Below are 22328 nucleotides of genomic sequence, written 5' to 3' on the forward strand. Positions count from 1 at the left end.
CTCGGGCCGCGTTCGGACGATCTTTTGCCCTTGATCCCCAAAAACAAGATCAAAAGATCGCAGCCTTCGGCAGCTCCTACATAGGGCTTCGGTTTCGTCAGGTGCACTGCTTTCGAGCCGAAAATTCCTGACTCGTCTATACATAACCGCGCCAACCGCGATTGGCACGACCACTGCAACCCTCCCCGCGTCTTCCTCTTTCAGCAAGGACCGCCCCATGACGCAAAACGATTCCGGCAACGATTACCCCCTCAGCGAAGTCCCCCTGCATGCGCGCAAAGGCCTGGCCTCCACGGCGATGGTGTTGCTGGGTTTTACCTTCTTCACCGCGACCATGTTTGCCGGCGGCAAGCTCGGTGTGGCGTTCGGTTTCGCCGAATTGATGGCGGTGATCATCGTCGGCAATCTGCTGCTCGGTTTGTATGCGGCAGGCCTGGGTTACATCGCTTTCAAAAGCGGCCTCAACTCGGTATTGATGGGGCGCTTCTGCTTTGGTGAAGTCGGCAGCAAGCTCAGCGACCTGATCCTCGGTTTCACCCAGATCGGCTGGTACGCCTGGGGCACGGCGACGGCGGCGGTGGTGATCGGCAAGTATTTCAACCTCGATGAGGCCACGGTCCTCGGGTTGATGGTGCTGTTCGGTCTGATGTTCTGCGCCACTGCCTACGTCGGTTATCGCGGGCTGGAGATTCTGTCGTACATCGCTGTGCCGGCAATGATGTTGCTGCTGATACTGTCGATGTGGGTGGCGACGGTGAAAGTCGGCGGTTTCGAGGGATTGCTGAGCGTTGTGCCCAGTGGTTCGCTGGACTGGTCGACCGCCATCACCCTGGTGTTCGGCACCTTCGTCAGCGGCGCGACGCAGGCGACCAATTGGACGCGCTTCTCGCGTTCGGCAAAAGTTGCAGTACTGGCGAGCCTGATCGGGTTCTTCATCGGCAACGGCCTGATGGTGCTGATCGGTGCCTACGGCGCCATCGTCTATCAGCAACCGGACGTGGTTGAAGTGTTGCTGTTGCAAGGTTTCGCCATGGCCGCGATGGCGATGTTGCTGCTGAACATCTGGAGCACCCAGGACAACACCATCTACAACTTCGCCGTCGCCGGTTGCAACCTGCTGCGCACCGGGCGGCGCAAGACCGTGACGTTGGCTGGCGCGGTGATCGGTACCCTGCTCGCCCTGCTGGGCATGTACGACATGCTGGTGCCGTACCTGATCCTGCTCGGCACGGTGATCCCACCGATTGGCGGCGTGATCATGGCCGACTTCTTCTACCGCTGGCGCGGGCGCTATCCGCGTCTGGCCGACGCACGGCTGCCGGCCTTCAACTGGCCGGGCCTCGGGGCCTACGGGGTCGGTACCGTCGCGGCGTTCAGCTCGCCATGGGTCGCGCCGCTGGTAGGGATCGCTGCTGCCGCGCTAACGTATGTCATCTTCACCGCAATACTCGGCGCCCGCAGCGCCAGCGCGCCACTTCAAGACTTATAAGAAGGATTTGCCTGATGCACATCATCAACGCCCGACTGCGCAACCAGGAAGGTTTGCACGAATTGCACCTTGAAGACGGGCTGATACGCAGCATCGCCCGCCAGACCGAAGCCCCGACCCTGGGCCCCGAAGACCTTGACGCCGGCGGCAATCTGGTAGTGCCGCCCTTCGTCGAGCCACACATACACCTCGACGCGACCCTCACCGCTGGCGAGCCGCGCTGGAACATGAGCGGCACGCTGTTCGAAGGCATCGAATGCTGGGGCGAACGCAAGGTCACCATCACCGAAGAAGACACCAAGATCCGCGCAAAAAAAACCATTCAGACGCTAGCGGCTCACGGCATCCAGCATGTGCGCACCCACGTCGACGTCACCGACCCGCAGCTCACCGCACTCAAAGCCATGCTCGAAGTGCGCGAAGAAAGTCGACACCTGATCGACCTGCAAATCGTCGCGTTTCCGCAGGAAGGCATCGAGTCGTTCCGCAATGGTCGAGAGCTGATGGAAGAAGCCATCCGCATGGGCGCGGACGTGGTCGGCGGGATCCCGCATTTCGAGTACACCCGCGATCAAGGTGTGAGTTCGGTGAAGTTCCTGATGGACCTGGCCGAGCGCACCGGATGCTTGGTCGACGTACACTGCGACGAAACCGATGACCCGCATTCACGCTTCCTCGAAGTGCTCGCCGAAGAAGCCCGCAGCCGTGACATGGGGTCGCTAGTCACCGCCAGCCACACCACGGCGATGGGCTCTTACGACAACGCCTACTGCGCAAAACTGTTCCGTCTGCTCGGCCATTCCGGGATCAGTTTTGTCTCGTGCCCGACCGAGAGCATTCACCTGCAAGGGCGATTCGACAACTTCCCGAAACGCCGTGGCGTGACCCGCGTGAATGAGCTGCTCGAAGCCGGAATGAACGTATGTTTCGGCCAGGATTCGATCGTCGACCCGTGGTATCCGCTGGGCAACGGCAACATCCTGCGCGTGCTTGAAGCCGGGCTGCACATCTGCCACATGCTCGGTTACCGCAACCTGCAAAGTGCGCTGGATCTGGTGACGGACAACAGCGCCAAAGCGATGAATCTGGGCGAGCGTTATGGCCTGGAACAGGGGCGACCGGCAAACCTGCTGATCCTCTCGGCGGACAGCGATTACGAAGTCATCCGCAGTCAGGGCTTGCCGCTGTATTCGATTCGCGGCGGTGAGGTGTTGATGAAGCGGCAGATGCCGGTGGTGGAGTTCAGCAGCAATCTGAGCTGACAACGCTCCCTGTAGGAGCTGCCGCAGGCTGCGATCTTTTGAGGTTGATTGTAAAAAACAAGATCAAAAGATCGCAGCCTTCGGCAGCTCCTACAGGGGTTTGCGCTGAACACGCCAATGTGGGGTTCTGGCTTGCCAGCGATGGCAATTTCGGATTCAGCGTATCAATCGCGCCGTACCAAACAATCTGACGCCGACCAATTCCCCGTGCTCTTCTTCAAGCAAAATCGGCGCCGTGCCACCGGGCATCACCACGTGAACTTGCCCAGCAGCGACCCAACCAACTCGCCACGCCGCGCAGGCCACCGCACTGGCGCTGGTACCCGAGGAAGCGGTCGGCCCTTCGCCGCGTTCGAACACCCGGGCGACGATCCGCTGCCCGGACTCGCGCACCGCCCATTGCAGGTTTACACCCGCCGGGCACGGAACTCCCGCGCCGGTCGGCATGGCGTAGGCGATTCGGGTCAAGCCTTCGCTCAGCGGTGATTCGCGCATTTGCTCGTTACTCGGCAATGCGCCAGCGTCTGTCAGCAACGTCACACAATGCGGATTGCCGATGCGCACGAACTGGCTGTGGTGCCACGCCGGATCGAGTTGCGCCAAGGGCTGCACATGGCTTACGGCACGCCCATAGAACTCGCCGCTTCCAACGTTGAGCGCTCCGACCGCACCCGCGCCGAATCCGGGTTGGCCGAGATCGAGCCAGAAACCTTTCACACCTTCGACTTCCGCCGGTTTTACCGAAGTCTCCAGCGCATCACCCTTGTCGTGATGGACGCTTAATAGCGCCCCTTGTTCCGGCATCAACCCTTGTTCGGTCAGGGCTTGCGAGAATATCGTCAAGCCATTGCCACTGCGCTCGGCGAGAGTGCCGTCGGTGTTGACGATCAGTACGTCAAACGGCGGCGAGTTCTGGAACGGGCCGATCAGCAAGCCGTCGCTGCGGTGGGATTTACTGTTCGGCGGGCGCTGACCTTCGGGCCAGTCACAGCACAGCGCGATGGCCGCCTCACTCCATGCCTTGCGCGATGACGCACAATCGGTCGCATTCGCTGGCAAATCAATCCCCGCTTCACGCAATACTTCAGGCGCGACCACCCCGTAGATATTGCCCCGCGCATCGTAGAACTGCGTCATCACCTGTCCTTGTATTCCCGTTATCGAGAATCTCACTCTAAACCACGATCTCCTGTAGGAGCATTCGAGTGAAACGAGGCTGCGATCTTTTGATTCTGATCTTCAAAATCAAGATCAGAAGATCGCAGCGTGCCGCAGCTCCTACATGGGTACGGTGCTGGGTCGAACAAATCGCGATGTGTGGTGTTCGGCACAGGTTAGGATGTCGACTAAACGGCTCCGAGTACCTGTGATCGAACCTCGACGCTCAATCACTGTCCCTCGGGGACGCGATGTATTTTTGCCAAGGATCGATATGACCAGCCTCAACCCCCAAGACACGTTCGTCCCCGGACGCTTGCAACAGATGTCCACGCGCATCGCTTTTTTCATCGCCGGCCTCGGTATTGCCGCGTGGGCGCCACTGGTGCCTTACGCCAAGGCCCGCGCCGGGCTCAATGAGGGCACGCTGGGATTGTTGCTGTTGTGCCTCGGGGTCGGTTCGATTCTGGCGATGCCATTGGCGGGGATTCTCGCGACGCGGTTCGGTTGCCGACGCGTGGCCACCGGCGGCACGTTGCTGATCTGCGCGGCGTTGCCGTTGCTGGCGACTGTGTCGTCGGTTCCGGCGCTGATCGCCACGCTGTTCATGTTCGGCGCCGGGCTGGGCACGGTGGATTCGACGGTGAACCTGCAAGCGGTGATCGTCGAGCGCGCCAGCGGCAAGAACATGATGTCGGGTTTTCACGGCTTGTTCAGCCTCGGCGGTATTGTCGGCGCGGCGGGCGTCAGCGCCCTGCTCGGCCTCGGTCTGTCGCCGCTGGGTGCGATGCTGGTAGTGGTTGCGGTGCTGATCGGCGCATTGTTCAAATGCGTCCCGCACATGTTGCCGTATGGCAGCGAAAGCTCGGGCCCTGCATTCGCGGTGCCTCACGGCATCGTGCTGTTTATCGGCGGGATGTGCTTCATCGTGTTCCTCACCGAAGGCGCGGCGCTGGACTGGAGTGCGGTGTTCCTCGCTCAGGAACGCGGGATCGACACGGCGTATGCGGGTTTGGGTTACGCGGCATTTGCCCTGACCATGACCGCCGGCCGCTTGATGGGCGACCGGATTGTGCGCAGTGTCGGGGCGACGCGGATCATTCTGTTTGGTGGTTTGTTGGCGGCGGCAGGCTTGTTCCTGGCGACGTTCGCGCCAAGCTGGCAACTCGCTCTGGTCGGTTATGCGCTGGTCGGTGCCGGTTGTTCGAACATTGTGCCGGTGCTGTACACGGCGGTGGGCAAGCAGACGGTGATGCCGGAAAGCATTGCGGTGCCGGCGATCACTACGTTGGGTTATGCGGGGATTCTGGCGGGGCCGGCGGTGATTGGGTTTGTCGCGCATGCCAGCAGTTTGAGTTTTGCGTTTGGGTTGATGGCGGTGTTGTTGGTGGCGGTGGCGATTGGTGGGAAGGTGTTGAAGGTCTGAACCGAGTGCACCTGCCAGATCCCGAACTGTGTGGGGGTTGCTGAAGGCTGCGGTCTTTTGATTTTGTTTTTTGGGGGTTGTGGGGTTTGGGGGCATATCCGTTGCTGCGGGTGCTGCCGCTGGCGGTTTCGCCCTTACGGCGAGTCACCTTTTCCAAACGCCGAAAAGGTAACCCAAAAGGCTTTGCCCCGGCGTACGGCACTTCGCTTAGGCTCAGTGTTCCCTCGCTACGGTGTCCATCCGGGGGCAGTCGCCTGCGGTTTGCTTCGCTGCACCTCCTCTCGATGTATGCGGCTACGCCGCACGGCGCTGCGCGCCTAACCCCCGGATGAACACCTTCGCTCGGCCTGCCGAAGGGGCAGAAGATCAAAAACCCAAGCCAAAGCCAAAGCCAAAGCCAAAGCCAAAGCCAAGCAGATCAAAAGATCGCAGCCTTCGGCAGCTCCTACAGGTGAGTTGATTACATCTGCCTGAGATTGGTCGGCTGTCAGGCCGCCTTCGCGAGCAGGCTCGCTCCCACAATGGGATCGAGTACACCCGCCAGAGCCTGGTCGGCTGGCTGGCCGCTATCGCTGGCAAGCCAGCTCCCACAATTTTGATTTGCGAACACCCCATGCGGCGAAGTCCGCCCCACTCAACACAATGAGCGTTAGCTCGAGTGCAGCTCTTGATCTTGATCTGGAAGCCCGTCGGCAGGCTGAGTGGAGGGATTGATCCGGGGGTGGGAGCGCAGCGACCGTTTGGCGCAGCCAAACACATCGAGAGGAGGTGCAGCGCAGCAAACCGGAGGCGATGCCCCCGGATCAATTCCGCAGCGAAGGAACCCGAGCCACAGCGAGGGCCGAACGTCAGGGCAAAGCCTTTTTGGTTACTTTTTCGGCGTCTGGAAAAAGTGACCCGCCGTAAGGGCGGAACCCTAAGTAGCCATCACCGCAGCAACGGATATTCACCCAATCAACCAATCAATCAAAACCCCAAACTAGCCTGCACAAAAAACGTCCGCGGCGCCCCCACATACATCCCCGAATTGTTATCACTGGAACGCGTGAAATACTGCTTGTCAAAGACGTTCTTCACCCCGGCGCCCAGCTTCAGATTCGACACCTGCGGCCCGAAGTCATAACCACCGCGCACGTTCCAAGTCACATAACCCGGAATATCACCGTACTGCCCATCCGCCGTGCCGTCAGTGATGTAGTTACCGTTAAAACTACCATCGGCATTCACACCAGTACCCGGCGAACGCTGTTTCGACTGGGCAAAACCGTCGAGATTGTAGGTCCAGCGATTAACCTCATAGCGCAAACCAACCGTCGCCACCTGACGCGAATAGAACGGCAGATCACGCCCCTTGAACCCCGGAATCTCACCTTCATAGGTCGCACGGGTATACGTAAAACCGGCATTCGCGGTCAGACCATCAAGGCGCGGGTCCAATGCCGCCATGTCGTAGTGCACCGACGCTTCAATGCCCTGGTGCTTGGTCGCACCGAGGTTGGTCCAGCCCACGTCGTTGCTGATGTATTGCAGTTCGTCGTCGAAGTCGATGTAGAACAGCGTCACTTCCCCGCCCCACACGTCATCGTTGTAACGCGTGCCGATCTCGTAGGTCTTGGCCTTTTCCGGTTGCAGACCGTTGGCGGTGCTATCGCCCGAGCCGCCCTGCCCCAGCTGGAAATATTGCAGGCTGCCGAACGAGGTTTCGTAGTTGGCAAACAGCTTCCACGCATCTGACAGGTGATACATCACGCTCAACGCTGGCAGCGGTTCATTGCTTTCGATGCTGCGGTTTTTCTCTGGCACCGGTCTGCCGGCCGTGTCGAGCACGGCGCGATCATGCCAATCCGTGCTGATGTGCTCGAAGCGAATGCCCGGCGTGATGGTCCAGTTGCCGACGTCGATTTTGTTGTCGATGTAAACCGAGTTGGCCTCGGTGCCGCCGGTACGATCCTGGAACACGTGGCCGTCTGAAGTCGGCGTGACGACAGGCTGGTTGTTGACCAGCGCCAGTCGGCTCGACTGCTCGTGCATCGCCTCTTTCAGATAGCGATAACCGACGCTGACTTCCTGGGTGGTCGGGCCGACGTCGAACACGCGCGACACACGCGGCTCGATGCCCAAGGTGTAATAAGAGCGCGGATACGAGCTGAGGGTTTTCTGGTCGCGAGCGGCGATGGTGCTGCCACGGAAACTGTCGGTGTAGTAGGTCAGCACTTCAGCCTGGGTGCGCTCGTCGATCTGGCGAATCCACTTGAACGACACGTCCTTGCGCCGACCGCTGAAGCTGTCGTAATCACGCACCGACTCATACGGATTGTCGTCGTACTGCTTCTGCGTAAGGCCGCCGGGCATGTCGGCGCTGGCGTCGTAGTAATGGAAATTGAGACTGAAATCGTCCTGATCGGTCGGCGCCCAGTGCGTCTTCAAGATCACGTCATCAATGTCGTTGCCGTTGTTGCGCTCGCGGTAGCCGTGGCCGTTGACGCCCGAGTACAACAGCGCCACGCCCATGCCGTTGTCGGCGGTGCCGCCGAGGAACGCCGTGTCGATGTGCTTCCAGCCACCGTACTGAGTGGTTTCCAGCGTGGTGCCGATCTCGCCAGTGGTTTTTTCCGGGATCGCGCGAGTGACGAAGTTGATTACGCCGCCGACGTTTTGCGGCCCGTAACGCACTGAACCGGCACCGCGTACCACGTCGATGCTGTCGAGGTTGCCCGAGGAGATCGGCGCCATCGACAGTTGTGGTTGACCGTACGGCGCGAACGCTGCCGGTATGCCGTCGATCAGCACGGTGGAGCGTGGCGACAGACGCGACGTCAGACCGCGCACGCCAACGTTCAAGGCAATGTCGCTGCCGCCGGTACCGTTGGAGTCCTGCACCTGCACGCCGGGCACGCGTTTGAGCACGTCGCTGACGTTCATTGCGCCCTGCTCGACCATCGCTTCGCGGCGAATCACCGTGCGCGCGCCGGGGTGGTTTTGCACCACGGCCGCATTCGCATCGCCGAGCCAGTCGCCGACCACTTTGATGTCGGTCACGCCCAGTTCCAGCGGGCCGTTGGTGGCGGCAGAAGTCGCGGCGGGTGACAGCGTCACCGAGCCTTCGTTGATCTGATAATCCAGACCGCTGCCCTGCAGCAATTGGCGCAGCGCCTGTTCTGGCGAGAGATCACCGTCGACTGCCGGGGCTTGTTTGCCGGCGACCAGGTCCGGGCTGAAAAACACTTGCAGCGAGGTTTGCTGGCCCAGCTCACTCAAGGCCTGACCCAGCGGCTGCGCGCGAATATGAATAGCTTCAGCCGCGAATGCCAAAGGCACGGCAGCGTTGACCGCCAGCGCGAGGGCCAGCGGCAACCAAGGGGATTTTTTGTTATTGGCAATGGTGGTTTTCACGTCGAACGTAGTCCTGTGGATCGCAAGAGTGTGCGGCTGTTAATGCAAACCAGTTGCAGTTGAACAGGAAGACGATGAACTCGAAAAAAACCTGAATGTTATTTTGAAATTATTTCCTGACTGCCATCCGCGAGGGTGCGAATGGCCACCGGCAGAATGTTCGGCAAGGCCTTGAGCAAGGCGTCGGTGTTGTCGGATTTGAACACGCTGGTGAGGCGTAGATTGGCCACGCCGGGGTTGCTGACGGTCAGCGGCTTCTCGCGATAACGCGACACTTCGGCGGCCACTTCGCTGAGGCGGGCGTTGTTGAACACCAGTTTGCCGCCGCGCCACGCCGTCAGCTCCGCCGGGTTGACGGCGTAGGCTGCCGCCACTTTACCTTGCGCATCGACGTGGGTGCCGAGGCCGGCGGTCAGGTTGATAAATTCATTGTCCGGCGCATCGTGTCCCTGCACCTTCACCGTGCCCTGCTCCACCGCCACGCGTGTCTGCGTCACATCGCGGCGCACATCGAAGCGCGTACCGGTGACCGTGACCTTGCCGCTGCCGGCCTCGACTACGAACGGTCGCGAGGCGTCGTGCTCGACGCTGAACATCGCCTCGCCTTCACTCAACTCGATGAGCCGGCGATCCTTTTCATAATGCACCTGCAAGCGACTGCGGCTGTTGAGGTCGATCACCGAGCCGTCCGGCAATGCCACATGCTTGCGCTCACCGAGCACGGTAGAAAACTCGGCGCTGTAGCTTCCGGGGTGATTGAGGCCGCTGAACAGTCCCAATCCAAGCGCCACCGCCAGCACACTGGCTGCCACCGCATAACGCAGCAGCGGACGTCGCTCACGGCGCGCCGGTGGGGTTTCAGCGAGGGCTTTGAGGCGTGGCGCCGGCAGCAGGTCAGCCGCCGTCCACAGCCCTTGCAGCAGTTGAAATTCATCGCGGTGTTGCGGATGTTGATTCAGCCAGGCGTCGAAGCGCTGCTGCTCGTCGGCACTCACGGCCGGCTCCTGCAAACGCACAAACCAGCGAGCCGCGTCATCGCGCACCGTCGTTTGCCCGCACGCGCAATCACGAGTATCCATCATGGAATGTCCTGTTTGGCCGGGGATGAAAAGTTGCTGCTCATGACTGCAACCCGTCCAGTCGATCACGCAGATGCCGCAGGGTGCGGATCATATACTTTTCGACCATGTTCTTGGACAGCCCCAGGCGTTCTGCGATTTCCGCCTGGGTCAGGCCTTCGATCTTCTGCCAGACAAAAATCTTCCGGCAATTGACCGGCAGCTCCGCGAGCGCTCGTTCGATGGAGTCAGCCAACTGGATCGCATGCATGTAATGCTCCGGGTCGCCGGATGACGACGCACTGTGATCGATCGCCTCCGACTCCATGGCGCCGCGCCGATCCTCCCGCCGATAGCCATCGACCGCGATATTGCGCGCGGTCTGGTGCAAATACGCCCGGGGTTGCTGCACCTCTGCCGAATCGGACTCAAGCACCCGCACAAAGGTGTCGTGCGCCAGATCCTCGGCCTGCGCGCGATTGCGCAGGCGGCGAGTCCAGGTGCCGATCAACTCTTCGTAATGCTCGAAAAAGCCGGGTCTGCGGGGACGCATGGGGGTATGGATGTTGTGCTGAGGAAAGGGGCGTGAATAGTAATGGTTACTATTAAGACCGGCAAATCATTCCGATCATAAGCAAATTCCCCTGTAGGAGCTGCGGCACGCTGCGATCTTTTGATCCTGGTTTTCCAAGAGCAAAAGATCGCAGCCTGCGGCAGCTCCTACACGGGAGTGTCGGGATCAGCCTTTTTCGTCGATTCCGGCCTGCAGGGTTTGGATATCGAGATGCCCGCTCAAGGTGACCGGGCCGACTTTGAGGTTGCCGTTTTCAAGGGAAACCTTTGGAGCGTTTTCCTCTGTTTTTTGTGGCAGATCGAGGCCAGCCTTGATGCCGTAATCGTGGTTGTTCAGATCGGTGCTGCTGACCTTCGAACCACCCAGCCCCACCGTGCCTTCACTCGCCGAAATCCGAGCGCCGGTCAGTTGTGTCGCGCCGCCCACATTCAGGTTTACACCTTGACTGGCGCTGATGCCGGACACCTGCGCGACGCTGTCCTTGTGCGCGTATTCACCTTGGGCTTTCAGCGTTGGCTTGTAGTCGGTGCCGGCGGGTTTTTCCTTGTCGTTCGGTGGGTTCTTCTTGGCGGTCAGGCCCAGATCCACGTCAACCTTGGCGCTTGTCTTCGAGTCTTGACGACTGGCAACCGACAAATCACCTGCGACATTCCCGCTGACAGTCTTCGCATCGATTCGCGCGCCAGCCAACTCTGCATCACCTGCGCTGTTCAACACCACGCTGTCAGCCTTGATCTGGCTGTTCTGCTGCGTGGTGCCCTGCAGGTAATCCACGCCAACCTTGGCCCCGGCATTGAAACCGTGGTCGCTGCTGGCCTGCTCATCGGCGGCTGTCGGTTTCTTGCTGCTCAGGTTGCCGCCGGCATTCAATGCGACGTTCCAGTTGTTACGGCTTTCAGTGGACTGTGCCGACTCCTGAACATAGCCGCCCTTCTGTGCATCGACGTTGACGTTTGGTGCACTGATTTGCGTGCCTTGCAGATGAACAGCGTCACCGCTCAGGGTGATCCCGCTCTGGCTGTTGAGTTGGCCACCGGTCAGCGTTTGTGAGTTTTCATTGACCCGACCGATGTTGAAATTGCCACTGAGATTGCCGCCCTGATCGCGGCTCTTCTCGCTGCTGGTTTTGCTGCCGCCGCCCTTCAAACCGCCGCCTAGATTGCTGCCGGTGGCAGTGTGAGTGTTGGTCGCCGCTTGCAGATCGAGTTTGCCGTCAGCATGCAGATCGATAGCGCCAGCGCTGTCGATCGTCGTGCCTTGCTGGACCTGATTGCCGCCGCTGCTCAGTTGTACGGGGCCGTTGCCGGTGATGCTTGCGACGTGGGCCTGAGTGTCAGTGGTCTGCTTGGTGCTGTGATCGAGCTGGAAACCGGCGCCGAGATCGACGTTGGTGCCGTCGGTGCCCGGCAAGGTGCCAACCGTCAGCGAGCCATTGCCGCGCAGACTGGCGTCACTGCTGTTCTGGCGATCGTTGGCCTGATTCAGCGCAAGATCGCCGCCGGTTTTGACGCTGACGCCGCCCTGCCCGCCCTCGAAACGGCTGCCTTCGAACTGTGCGTCGCCACCGACCTTGATGTTCACACCCTGGCCGCCGGCATAAGCGCCGACCACCGCCGTGGAACTGTCCTTGCTCGACTGGCTGCTGCCACCCGCGCCGCTACCGGCGACATTCACGTCTTCGCCGGTTTTGGTGTAGACCCGCACGTCGACTTTGGCATCCACCGATCTGTCGGTGCTGGTGTGGGTATTGCTCGCGGCATCGGCGACCAGTTTGTCGGCGCTGATGTTCACTTTACCGGCGCTGGCGTTGTACTGCGTGCCTTGGTCGTGCAGGGTTCCAGCGACGTTCATGTCGACAGTGCCGCCGTCAAAACGACTGACCACAGCATTGCTGCCTTGCTCGGTTTTTTCGCCGCTGCCGTGACCGACCGCGACGTCGATACCGACGTTCGGCTGACCGAGATTGGCCAGTGCATCCTTGTCCGGCACCTTGGCGTTCAGCACATCTTTAACCGCACCAGCGATAGGCCGGGCGATGTCTTTGTACTCGACGTTGGCGCCGATGTCCGCCGACCAGTTGCTCTGGTTGTGAGTGCTGCTTTCGGTGTTGCTGGCCGCGCGGTTATCGACTTCGTTGGCCGCGATGTTCAGACCGTTGCCAGCCTTCACTTGCGCGCCTTCGGTGGCGAGCTTGTCGGCGTTGATCGTCAGGCCGCCGCTGCTCTGCACGCTGGTGGTTTGCGCAGTGGTTTTGCTGCCGGTGTCTTGCGAGGTGCTGTGGGCGAAATCGATGCCACTGCCGGCGCGGTCGAGGCCGCCGGTGTAATAGAAACCGCCGCCAGTGCTGGACGTGTCGGTGGTGGTTTTGTGGCTGTCCTGCTCGGCCAGCAACGACACGTTTTTACCGCTCAACGTCGTGTCGCCAGCGGTGGATTTAACGTCCGCGCCCTTGAGGGTCACGTCACCGCCCGCCTTCACTTGTACGCTGCCGCCGCTGAGGCTGGAACCTTGCTGCGTGACGTCGTTGCGGGTCACGGTTTGTTGTTTGTCTTCGTAATGAATCCCGGCGCGATATTGCTCCGGTGTTTGCTCTTTGGCGTAGGCGCCGAAGCCACGGGTTTCAGTCGTGGTGCTGCTGTCGTGGCTGTTCTGCGCAGAATGCACGTTTACATCCCCCGCCGCGTCCGCCGTCAGCGCGCCGCCCGCCTTGACGGTCGAGCCGGCCACTTCGATGTCCTTGGCGCTTTTGAGCTTGAGATTGCTGTCGGACACCAGTTCGCTACGCACCGTGGTGCTGTCCTTGGCGTTCTGGCGCGACTCGTCTTTGCTGATGCCGAAGAACTTGCTGTCCTTGTCATGATTGTTGCTGTGCGAGGTGTCCTGCACGCCGTCGACGATCAGCGAACCCTTGTCGCTGATCACGCTCGCGTCGGTGCCGCCACGGACCTGGCTGCCGCTGATACGGACGTCGTCAGCCTTGACGATCAATTTGCCCGCCGCATTGACCTTGCTGCCCTGATGCTGGGTCTGGCCCTTGTCGGCATCACCGGTTTTGCCAAAGAAACCACCGCCAACCAGATCGCCGGAATAGCGATTGTCGTTGCTGCGATCGGTGCGTGTGGCCGTGGTGATTTCCACTTGTTTGCCGGCCAGTTGCAGGTCGCCCGAGCTGTTCAACTCGGCGCCTTCGGAACGCAACAGCGCTGCGGTTTGCAGGGCGATGTTGCCAGCCTTCAACTGGCTGCTGACACTGCGCTGCTCTTCGCTGCTGGTGTTCCAGTTGGCCTTCCACAGGTGTTTGCGATGGTTGCCCTGATCGGTCTGGGTGTGGCTTTCGGTGGCGGCGGTCAGACGCAGATCACCGCCACTTTGCACGCTGAGATTGTTCGCCGCTTCGACTTTTGCTGCATGCAGTTGAGTGTCTTTGCCGGAGGACAATGTCGCGTCGCGGCTGGCAATGATCTGGCTGCCGTGCTGACGCGACTCGCTGTCGGTTTGGCTACGGTCGTAGGTTTCCCACGTGATGCCGATGGTGCTGTTACTCCAGTTTTCGCGTTTTTCCTGGAGCTTGCGGCTTTCGACCGTGCTCAGGGTCAGGTTGCGCTTGGCATCGACGCTAACGTCACGGCCACTGACATCGGTGGCGGCCAATGTCAGGTCCTTGCCGCTGTGCAGACCGACATCGCCCTGGCTGCTGCGGATGCCGGCGCGCGTCACCTCGAGACTGTTCGCCACGGCATCGCCGCTGACGCTGAGGTCGCCGGCAGAACGAATCTGCACGCCATCGCGCCCGGCCACTTGTACTGCGCCCACTCGCACACCAGCGCCTTCGGCGGTGCTGACGATATTGATGCGTCCGGCTTGCATCGCCCCGAACAGGCTGGCGTCGATGCGTTGATCGGTGGTGTTGCCTGCCGGGTCCACAGCCTTCACCTGGCCGCTGGCGTAATCGACCTGATTGCGGCCGACGGTGAGGTTCAATTGGTCGCGGGCATTGAGCGCGCCCTGGCTGTCGATACGCGGGGCGATCAGGTTGATCGAGCCCTCGCCGTTACGCAGGCCACCGCTCTGAATCTGCAACTGGCCGCTGGCGTCACGGGTGCTCAGGGCTTGCAGTTTGCCGTCGTTCAACTCCGGGAGACCGACCACCAGATTGGCGTTCGGCGTGTTGATGAAACTGCCGCCATTCACCGAAATGCCGTTGGGGTTGGCCAGCACATAATCGGCGGCGCGACCGAAGATTTCTTGTGCGCCGTTGATGGCCGACGGGTTGCGGCTGATCACTTCGTTGAGGATCACGCTCGCCGCTTGCCCTTGCAGTTGCGGGTTGGCTGCCAGTTGCCCGGCGAGTTGCGATTGCCCGGCCTGCAAGGCGTTGTTCAGCACCAGACCCTGGCGGTCGACGTTGTAGTCGAGGAACTGGTTGTGCGACAGGCCCGAGCCGTTGGGCGCGACGATATTGACGATGGGCACACCGCCCTGAGTCTGCAATTGCGCCGTGCCGCCCGGTCCGGGAGCGACGACTACACCACCGGCCAAAGCGCTCGGCAGGTGCACGGCGAAGAACAGGCTGGCGATCGCCCAGCGCAATTTGCCCCGTGGGGAAAGATGAAATGCAAAGGTATGTGCTGGCATAAAAACGTCTCCATGTAAGTACGGCATCACGTCGCGCGTTTTGGTGTTGGCCGTGGCTGTCGCGCTCAGATCCGACGGCTGTTTGTTCACTGCATTATTGGTGTGAGTCATATCTGCACCCCGACCCGCATCAGCCAGGTTTCGGGCTCATGTTGCAGACCGTTTGGGGTGTTGAGGGCGCGCTGGTAATCGACGTCCACTTGCAGGTTCTTCCAGCCCATATTCAGGCCGACACTGGCGCCGCTCAGGCGTTGACCCTGGGCGCCGTGGTCGGCCTTGATCCAGCCGTGGTCGAGGCCGACACGCGGGGTGATCTGCACCGGCCATTCGCTGCGCAGCGGCAGGCGCAAGGTGTTGCGCCAGATCGCACCGCTGGCACCGGAGGCACTGCTGACGCGATAACCGCGCACCGCCGAATCGTCGGTACCCAACAGTTGCTCGATGGCCGGCAGCGGATCAGGGCTGTACTGCAAATTCAGTTGGCTCTGCCATTGCCAGGCTTGCGCACCGAACTGGCCATTGCGCCATTGACTGAGGCCGGCGCGATACTTGCGAAACTGGGCCTTCGGCAGGTTGTTGATCGCCTGTCGGGAATCGTCATCGGCACCGAACCAGCGCAGACCTTGTGCATAGTTGACGTCGAGATTCCACACCGCGCGGTCGAGCCAGAACAGATTGAGCCCGGCTTCGGCCACGGTCAGGGTCGGGCTCTGGATGCCCAGACGGACGTGTTGCAGGTAGCTGTCGACGTCCTTGTGCGCCAGTTGCAGGTTGGCGCTGAGCTGGCGGCTCTGGTCGCGCCACAACACGCGGTCGGCGCGCAGGCTGACTTGGTCAGTGATGCCGGTGCTGTGAAAGGTCGTGCTCGGCAATTTGAACGGCGCGCGATATTCGGCGTGGCTGGCGAACACGCTGTAGGTCCAGTAGCCGTAGGGGATCGCGTAATACAGGCTGGCGTTGCGGCTGTAGCGGTCGCCCTGATTCAACGTGTCACTGGCGCTGAGGCTCAACAGGTCGTTGAGTTCCAGCGGGCTGTCGAGGCTCAGGCTGAGCGTGTCGCGGTCGCGCCCGGTGCTGGCGCTACCGAGGTTGTCGATCCCCGCATTCAAGGCCCAGCGCGAGTGCCCGGTGGTGCGCGAACGCAGGATGATCCGTGAGGCGCCGGGCTGGCTGCCGGGGGCGATATCGGCGGTGAGGTCAACCGAACGCAAGCGGTTCAACTGATCCAGCCCCTGCTCCAGATCGCGCAGGTTCAACGGCCCGCCGAGCATGCCCGGGAAGGCACCACCGAGGGAAACCGGCAGGCTTTGATCGGCCAGTTCGATGGACTCGATGTAGCCTTCGTCGATCCGGATATCCAGCGATTGCCCCGCTGCCGGAGCACTCACCAGGTAGGGACGGCTGGCGATGTAGCCCTTTTCGACGTAAATCGCGGTGATGGTCGCCAGCAGATGATTGATCTGGCCGACGCCCATGCATGGCGCGAGCAGCGGCTTGATGCGGGCATTGAGTTTGTCGCTGTCGATCAGCGTGACGCCGCCGATGCGCGTGCCGCTTAACGGCCAGCAGCGCTCATCGGGCGTAACGGTTTGGGGAATCGCCGGGGTGACCGGCGCCGGGCCGAACGCGCCGCGCTCCAGCTGACGTTTTCTCTGCTCAAGTTGCAGCTGTTGCAAGTCGCGCTGTTGCTGTTGCTGCTGGCGCAGCACTTCCTGGCCAGGCGCGACAGGTTCGGCCGCTTCAAGCGAGGAAGTACTTACGCTCAACACTACGACCGACCACAGCGGCCAACGTGTGACATGACGAGGAAAAACAGCGCGAATAGAATACGGCACGCAACTTCCTTGCGATCATTGAATGGCGTAATGCCACATCATCAATAATCGTGATAGTCGGAGCCCTCCTACACAAATGCAAGACGCTTCCTACAGCGCTTACACTTCTTAAACAATTGCTTTTGTTGCTCTTATTGTCAGCAGCAATGCCACGGCACTGCACACTATCAGGGTTTCCCCGAGGGCCTGAGACCACCCGGCGAGCATCATGCCCGCGCCAATCAGCAGGTAATAAATCAGCCCCAATAACGCTCCGGCAGTGCCGAGACGATCCGAATAATCAACCAGCGCCATGCCGAGAATATTGGGAATGGCCATGCCGAACGCCAGCACGATCAGCAACATCGGCAGCACAAACGCGCCACTGTCCTGCAGCCACCAGACGCCAACGCCACCGAGCAAACCGGTGATGGCGGCGAGCCGGATCAACTGCATCGCGGCAAACCCTGCCTGCAATAAACGCTTGTTGGCCCATGCGCCAAAACCTGAGCCCAGCGCGAGGATCACGCCGCTGTAGCCGAACCATGTTGCGTCCAGGTTCAGGCGCTGAAAAATGAACGGGCCAAGGCTGTAATAACTGAACAGCGCCACATTGAACGCAGCAATCCATAACGCCGAGCGCCAGATGCCCAAGTCGCGCAACATGCGTGCGAGGGTTTCCCACAGATCGACATGGGGTGTTTGCTCAGGACGGGTTTCCGGCAAGGCGTAGCAACTCCAGAGCCACAGCGTCGCGGCCAGCAAAACCAGCGCGCCCAGCACCCCGCGATAACCGAATGCTTCGACCAGGCTGGCACCGCTGAACAAACCGATCGCCGGACTTGCCGCCAACGCGATGCCCACCAGGGAAAAAACCTGCGCCAGTTCTGCCCCTTTGAAACGGTCGCGCAGCAAAGTCTGCGTGACCACCGAGCCCACCGCCGCACCAAATGCTGCCACCCCCTGCGCCAGCAATAGACCGTTGAAACTGCTGACTCGCAAGGCGATAACCATGGCGACCGCGTAGATCGCCAATCCCATAAGCATGACCGGACGCCGGCCGATGCGATCACACAATCGCCCCCACACCACCACGCCCACGGCAAAGGCCAGGAAGTAAACCGACAAGGTCTGCGCTGCCGCCTCAGGACTGACTTTAAACACCCGACCGATATCCCCCAGCGCCGGGCTGTAAAGGGTCTGCGCAATCTGCGGAAACATCAGCAACGCAATCGCCAGCGGCAACAGATTTTTGTTGTTCATTGTTTATGACTCCTCAAGTAAACCGCCGAGGAGTTTAAGAACTGCTGATTGGCGTATTATCCGAATCCTGCCAATTTATCGCGCAAATCGGACAACCCATGGCTTGGATTGATGCCCACACACTCTTTGATGCGGACTGTTACTCGGCGCCGGTGATCGGCATCGCAGCAATACTGGGTGATCACGATTCCGGCCAACATCAGCACCTGCACGGGCAACTGCTCTACACCCGACAGGGCTGCACGCGCATCACCCTCGCGCAGCAATTGTGTCTGCTGCCACCGTCGCGAGCGGCGTGGATTCCGGCGGGTGTGAGCCATCGGGCACAGATGCAGCAAAGCGTTGATTACCGCTCCATTTACCTGGTCCCTGAATTGTGCCGCGAGCTGCCGCAACAAGTTTGCGTCATCGAGGTCAGCCCTCTGCTGCGCGCCGTGCTGGAGCCCATGGCTACGGCGGATTTCGACACTGATTGGCAACAAGGCAAATTCGCCCATTTACTGGGTTTGTGCCTGAGCGAAATTGTCGAGGCGGCGCAACAACCGATGTTGTTGCCCTTGCCACGGGACAAGCGTTTGCTGCCACTGCTCGCAACCCCGGAACGATTGCCGCCGGAACTGCAAGTGCTGGAACGCCAGATCGGCGCCAGCAGCCGCACCATCGGCCGAATCTTCCAGCGCGAAACCGGCATGAGTTATCAGCAGTGGCGCCAGCAATGGCGGTTGATGCGCGCCATGGAGTTGCTCGCCACCGGACGCAGCCTCAGTTATTGCAGCTTCGAATTGGGCTTCGCCAGTGACAGCGCGTTCATCGCGTTCTTCAAAGCCATGACCGGCAGCACACCCGGTCAGTGGCTCAAATAAGCATCTGACGACAGACGCACTCTTCCAGGGGATGGTGGAGTGGTTTCAGGCCTGAGGAGTTTTACGGAAGCCTACCGCCAAGCGGTTCCAGCTGTTGATGGTATTGATCGCAACGCTCAGATCGACCATTTCCTTCGGCGAAAACTGCGCGGCAACGACGTCGTAGTCTTCGTCCGGCGCGTGCGTCAGGCTCAGTTGGGTCAGCGATTCGGTCCACAGCAGCGCGGCGCGTTCACGGTCGCTGAAGAATGGCGCTTCACGCCATGCGGTCACCGCGAACAGGCGCCGCGGAGTTTCGCCACCCTTGATTGCATCGGCGGTATGCATGTCGATACAGAAGGCGCAGCCGTTGATCTGCGAGGCGCGCAGCTTGACCAGTTCGATCAGGTTTTTTTCCAGCGGCAGCTTTGAGACGGCTGTTTCCAGGGCGAGCATCGCTTTCAGGGCGTCCGGGGAAGCAGTGTAAAAATCGATACGAGGTTGCATGGTAGTTTTCCGGGGCAAGTGAATGTGTGACTACGTTAGTCCCGGTGCAGCGCTCGGCAAATAGCCAATATTCCTGAAGATCAGTAGGCCACTCCATCGACCGCTCGTCACTCGGGCGGCACCAAGCGTTGGGCGCATCAGACCAATATCAGGTAAATCCCCTTTTTGGAGACGTACCATGATGACGCGCAAACTTACCTCGTTACTGCTCGCTGGCCTGCTGGCCACGGCATCGGCTGCCAGCTTCGCTGCCAACGACGGCGCCGATGCAACAGGCACCAAATCGGGCTCCACCAGCGGCTCGACCATGCCACCGGACAACACACCGGGCGCGCCATCGGGCGGTAACGGCTCCGACGGCACCGGCACCAACGGCGGCGCCAGCGGATCGGGCTCGGGCGCCGGCGGTGGCACCGGTTCGGCGGGTGGTGGTACCGGCGGTGCGGGCGGTGGCACGGGTGGCTGAACGAACAAGAGCCATCCGTGGTGAAAATCCTCCCACGTGCTCTCTAGGCATTCACACAATCTGTGCTGATTGAAAATTCCTGTGGGAGCTGGCTTGCCAGCGATGGCGTCACTACCGTCAGCTCTTCTCAAGCTGACAGACCGCTATCGCTGGCAAGCCAGCTCCCACAGTTTTGTTGTGGTGGTCTTTGGTTCAGCGGTCGTAGCGCATCAGCTCACCTATGCCGTCATCCGTCGACAGCACCGCCGCCCGATTGCGTCCGGCATTTTTGGCCTGATACAACGCCGCATCCGCGCGCTGGATAAACAATTCAATGCTGTCATTGCCGCTGGGGATAAACGAGTAGCAACCCAGACTGACCGTCAGATAACCGGTGGGTGAACCACTGTGGGTGATGCGCTTGTCGATCACACCGCGCCGAATCTGCCCGGCAATCGCCAATGCGCCATTGATGTCTGTGTCGGGCAATAAAACCGCGAACTCCTCGCCTCCGTAGCGCACGACCAGATCGGACTTGCGCTGGCAGCAGGTCTTCAGCGCCTGGGCCACTTGCGTCAGGCAATGATCCCCCGCCACGTGCCCATAAGCGTCGTTGTAACGCTTGAAGAAATCGATATCGAGCATGATCAGGCTGACCGGACTGGCCTGCCGCGCGCCACGGGCAAACTCAATCTCCAGAGATCGCTCGAACAGGCGCCGATTGGCCAGCCCGGTGAGGCTGTCGTGAGTGGCGATCTGTTCCAGCGCCCGTTGCGCCTTGCGCAGGTTTTTCTCGATCCGCTCGCCGTCGCGCACTTGATGGATAAACACCCAGCCGAACAAACCGACACCCAGGATCACCAGCGCTACAATCACGCTCGACTGAAACGCGCGGTCATACCAACCCTTGAGAATCGTGTCCCGCGAAGTCGCGGCCGACACCACCAGTGGATAAGCCGACAGCTGCCGGTAGCCGTACAAACGGGTGACACCATCGACCACCGATTTGAACATCGCCGTTCCGGCAGCGGCATTGGGCAACAGCGATTGATAAATTTCGCCTTTGGCCAGTGACGTGCCAATCAGAGATTCATCGTACGGCCGGCGGGCGAGCAAAGTGCCGTCAGTCAGGCCGATAAACATGATCCCGTTATCATCGAGGCTGAAGCTTTTAAAGAACTGCTCGAAGTACGACATTTTGATCCCGGCCAGCAACACACCCTGAAAGTTGCCGGCACGATCGTTGACGCGTTTGGAGATCGGGATGATCCATTCGCCGTTCTCGCGGCTGCGAATCGCCGGGCCGATGTGCGCTACCTCCGAGACGTTCTGCTGATGAAACTTGAAATATTCGCGGTCAGCCACGCCGTTGCCACGGGGCAGATCAGGGAATGAGGTAACGACCCACTGTCCGTGGTCGTCGAACAGAAACATACCGTGCAACTGCTCCAGCTGCTGCACGCGTCGGGAGAGCGTTTTCTGCAATCGCGGCCTTAGCGCCGTACCGTAACCGTCGTCCTGAATCCAGTCGACCAGACTGGTCAGCACCAGGTCCGCCGCCAGAAACGTATCCTCTGCCTGCTGCGCCATCGCCCGGGTCAGGTTGCTCGAGGCCATTTGCGCCACCGTCAGATCCTGGCGCCGCGACTGCTCAAGTTGCAGGTACAGCAAACCAAACAGGCACAAACTCACCGCAACGATAAACAGCACCGCCGCTTTGCGCAGCGGCAGACGCTTTAGCGTGCCGGGAGCCTGATGCGGATCGTGAATGGGGATTGGCAAAAGCATGTCCTGGGCAGGTACGACAGGGGCGTTAGCCCGAAACCCTTATGAATTGTGAGCGTAGCCCACCGGGGTGCAAGGGGCAAACGCCCCGCACCCGCCCCGTTGTATCGGCGTAATGCGCGATTGGATGACAGCCGTGGGTCGAATTATTTTTGCGGCGACTATTGCAGGTAGGGTTGGTGAAGTTTTTGCGCGGGGTGTCGGGGATGGATATGGAGAGATTCGTCTGACAGACCGAAACCTCCTGTGGTGAGGGGATTTATCCCCGATGGGCCGCGAAGAGGCCCCCAGAAATGGGACTGCTGCGCAGTCCATCGGGGATAAATCCCCTCGCCACAGGTTCAGTGCTCAGTGCTTATTGCAGGTAGGGTTGGTGGAGTTTTTGCGCGGGGTGTCGGGGATGGATATGGAGAGATTCGTCTGACCAGACCGAAACCTCCTGTGGTGAGGGGATTTATCCCCGATGGGCCGCGAAGAGGCCCCCAGAAATGGGACTGCTGCGCAGTCCATCGGGGATAAATCCCCTCGCCACAGGTTCAGTGCTCAGTGCTTATTGCAGGTAGGGTTGGTGGAGTTTTTGCGCGGGGTGTCGAGCATGGATATGGAGAGATTCGTCTGAGTAAACCGAAACCTCCTGTGGTGAGGGGATTTATCCCCGATGGGTCGCGAAGAGGCCC

Annotated in this window: 14 protein-coding genes; 5 read left to right on the plus strand and 9 right to left on the minus strand. The window is 60.5% G+C overall.

Annotated elements, in window-relative coordinates; all coding sequences use genetic code 11:
• Window positions 1-217 precede the first annotated feature (217 nt).
• Both codB and codA read left to right on the plus strand, forming a co-directional pair.
• A complete protein-coding gene (gene codB, locus ACA061_RS17655) occupies window positions 218-1489 on the plus strand; it encodes a cytosine permease (protein WP_150605327.1) in 1272 nt (423 codons plus the stop codon).
• A 14-nt stretch (window positions 1490-1503) separates the two neighbouring features.
• Window positions 1504-2751 carry a cytosine deaminase gene (codA, locus tag ACA061_RS17660; protein ID WP_210553141.1) on the plus strand — a complete coding sequence of 416 codons (1248 nt, stop codon included), beginning with the start codon at window positions 1504-1506 and terminating at the stop codon, window positions 2749-2751.
• Window positions 2752-2907: 156 nt separating this feature from the next.
• Here codA and ACA061_RS17665 read toward each other — a convergent pair whose 3' ends face one another.
• A complete protein-coding gene (locus ACA061_RS17665) occupies window positions 2908-3888 on the minus strand; it encodes a diaminopimelate epimerase (RefSeq protein ID WP_497299755.1) in 981 nt (326 codons plus the stop codon).
• A 295-nt stretch (window positions 3889-4183) separates the two neighbouring features.
• Between ACA061_RS17665 and ACA061_RS17670 the strand changes: the two genes are divergently transcribed.
• A complete protein-coding gene (locus ACA061_RS17670; protein WP_150605330.1) occupies window positions 4184-5335 on the plus strand; it encodes an MFS transporter in 1152 nt (383 codons plus the stop codon).
• A 966-nt stretch (window positions 5336-6301) separates the two neighbouring features.
• On the opposite strand, the gene ACA061_RS17675 is transcribed toward ACA061_RS17670, so the two are convergent.
• From ACA061_RS17675 to ACA061_RS17700, 6 genes are all read right to left on the minus strand, one after another.
• The gene (locus ACA061_RS17675) at window positions 6302-8728 is read right to left on the minus strand and encodes a TonB-dependent siderophore receptor (RefSeq protein ID WP_497299756.1); all 2427 of its coding nucleotides are present in this window, start codon (window positions 8726-8728) and stop codon (window positions 6302-6304) included.
• Between the two features lie 98 nt (window positions 8729-8826).
• Entirely contained in the window at window positions 8827-9810 is a 984-nt protein-coding gene (locus ACA061_RS17680) for a FecR family protein (protein WP_210699677.1), read from the minus strand.
• A gap of 37 nt (window positions 9811-9847) precedes the next feature.
• Window positions 9848-10339: a sigma-70 family RNA polymerase sigma factor gene (locus ACA061_RS17685; protein WP_047300659.1), complete on the minus strand. Its 492-nt coding sequence runs from the start codon at window positions 10337-10339 to the stop codon at window positions 9848-9850.
• A gap of 186 nt (window positions 10340-10525) precedes the next feature.
• Window positions 10526-14995 carry a hemagglutinin repeat-containing protein gene (locus ACA061_RS17690; RefSeq protein WP_497299757.1) on the minus strand — a complete coding sequence of 1490 codons (4470 nt, stop codon included), beginning with the start codon at window positions 14993-14995 and terminating at the stop codon, window positions 10526-10528.
• Window positions 14996-15102: 107 nt separating this feature from the next.
• Window positions 15103-16830, minus strand: coding sequence for a ShlB/FhaC/HecB family hemolysin secretion/activation protein (locus ACA061_RS17695; RefSeq protein WP_497299758.1), 1728 nt, complete (start codon window positions 16828-16830; stop codon window positions 15103-15105).
• A gap of 108 nt (window positions 16831-16938) precedes the next feature.
• Complete coding sequence (locus ACA061_RS17700) at window positions 16939-18072, minus strand: MFS transporter (protein ID WP_497299759.1); 1134 nt, start codon at window positions 18070-18072, stop codon at window positions 16939-16941.
• 98 nt (window positions 18073-18170) lie between these two features.
• On the opposite strand from ACA061_RS17700, the gene ACA061_RS17705 reads away from it, so the two are divergent.
• On the plus strand, window positions 18171-18935 hold the full coding sequence (locus tag ACA061_RS17705) for an AraC family transcriptional regulator (protein ID WP_497299760.1): 765 nt from the start codon (window positions 18171-18173) through the stop codon (window positions 18933-18935).
• A gap of 45 nt (window positions 18936-18980) precedes the next feature.
• On the opposite strand, the gene ACA061_RS17710 is transcribed toward ACA061_RS17705, so the two are convergent.
• Complete coding sequence (locus ACA061_RS17710) at window positions 18981-19421, minus strand: carboxymuconolactone decarboxylase family protein (protein WP_210699672.1); 441 nt, start codon at window positions 19419-19421, stop codon at window positions 18981-18983.
• 178 nt (window positions 19422-19599) lie between these two features.
• Here ACA061_RS17710 and ACA061_RS17715 point away from each other — a divergent pair, with 178 nt between their 5' ends.
• Window positions 19600-19887 (plus strand): hypothetical protein, encoded by a 288-nt coding sequence (locus ACA061_RS17715; RefSeq protein ID WP_150617603.1) that lies wholly within the window; start codon window positions 19600-19602, stop codon window positions 19885-19887.
• A gap of 192 nt (window positions 19888-20079) precedes the next feature.
• Here the strand turns inward: ACA061_RS17715 and ACA061_RS17720 are convergent, their stop codons facing one another.
• Window positions 20080-21648: a sensor domain-containing diguanylate cyclase gene (locus ACA061_RS17720; protein ID WP_497299761.1), complete on the minus strand. Its 1569-nt coding sequence runs from the start codon at window positions 21646-21648 to the stop codon at window positions 20080-20082.
• Between the last annotated feature and the right edge of the window lie 680 nt (window positions 21649-22328).

The sequence above is a fragment of the Pseudomonas sp. LBUM1668 genome, from assembly GCF_059695715.1.